The 1,252-nt window shown below is 53.1% G+C and carries 1 tRNA gene and 2 rRNA genes; all 3 read left to right on the top strand.

Annotated features, from left to right (window positions below):
* Positions 1-536 (top strand): 16S ribosomal RNA (locus tag DL346_RS28700); the annotation flags it as partial.
* 86 nt (positions 537-622) lie between these two features.
* A tRNA-Ala gene (locus DL346_RS28705) sits at positions 623-698 on the top strand.
* A gap of 100 nt (positions 699-798) precedes the next feature.
* Positions 799-1,252, top strand: a 23S ribosomal RNA gene (locus DL346_RS28710); the annotation flags it as partial.

Here is a 1,252-nt window from a genome sequence, read left to right on the forward strand (position 1 = left end):
TAGAGATAGAGGCGGCCCTTCGGGGACAGAGGAGACAGGTGGTGCATGGTTGTCGTCAGCTCGTGTCGTGAGATGTTGGGTTAAGTCCCGCAACGAGCGCAACCCCTAATTTTAGTTGCCAGCACGTAATGGTGGGCACTCTAAAGTGACTGCCGGTGACAAACCGGAGGAAGGTGGGGATGACGTCAAATCATCATGCCCCTTATGAGCTGGGCTACACACGTACTACAATGGCCGTTACAACGGGAAGCGAAGCCGCGAGGTGGAGCCAATCCTAAAAAGGCGGTCTCAGTTCGGATTGCAGGCTGCAACTCGCCTGCATGAAGTCGGAATTGCTAGTAATCGCGGATCAGCATGCCGCGGTGAATACGTTCCCGGGTCTTGTACACACCGCCCGTCACACCACGAGAGTTTACAACACCCGAAGTCGGTGGGGTAACCCGCAAGGGAGCCAGCCGCCGAAGGTGGGGTAGATGATTGGGGTGAAGTCGTAACAAGGTAGCCGTATCGGAAGGTGCGGCTGGATCACCTCCTTTCTAAGGAATACCGTTTCCCGACGAGGAAACGATACCGTTGAAGACATGACGTGAACCTATATGTTCAGCTTTGATGGAATTTGTTTGGGGCCATAGCTCAGCTGGGAGAGCGCCTGCCTTGCAAGCAGGAGGTCAGCGGTTCGATCCCGCTTGGCTCCACCAAACACAACCATCACTTGCACTTTGAAAACTGGATATGAAATTTGCGAAATATCTCTTAGCTGAGATTAACGAAGTAACGATAACATCTGATGTTGTCGATGGTTAAGCTACTAAGAGCGCACGGAGGATGCCTAGGCGCTAGGAGCCGATGAAGGACGTGGCGAACGACGAAATGCCTCGGGGAGCCGTAAGCAGGCTTTGATCCGGGGATGTCCGAATGGGGAAACCCGGCTGGAGTAATATCCAGTCACTATGCAATGAATACATAGTTGCATAAGAGGCATACCAGGGGAACTGAAACATCTAAGTACCCTGAGGAAGAGAAAACAATAGTGATTCCGTCAGTAGCGGCGAGCGAAAGCGGATTAGCCCAAACCAGGGAGCTTGCTCCCTGGGGTTGTAGGACGTCTCACATGGAGTTACAAAGGTGTTGGCTAGGCGAAGAGGTCTGGAAAGGCCCGCTATAAGAGGTAAAAGCCCTGTAGCCAAAAGTCAGCACTCTCCGAGACGGATCCTGAGTACCGCGAGACACGTGAAACCTCGTGGGAATCCGG

The sequence above is a fragment of the Paenibacillus montanisoli genome (genome assembly GCF_003268025.1).
GTDB lineage: Bacteria > Bacillota > Bacilli > Paenibacillales > Paenibacillaceae > Paenibacillus_Z > Paenibacillus_Z montanisoli.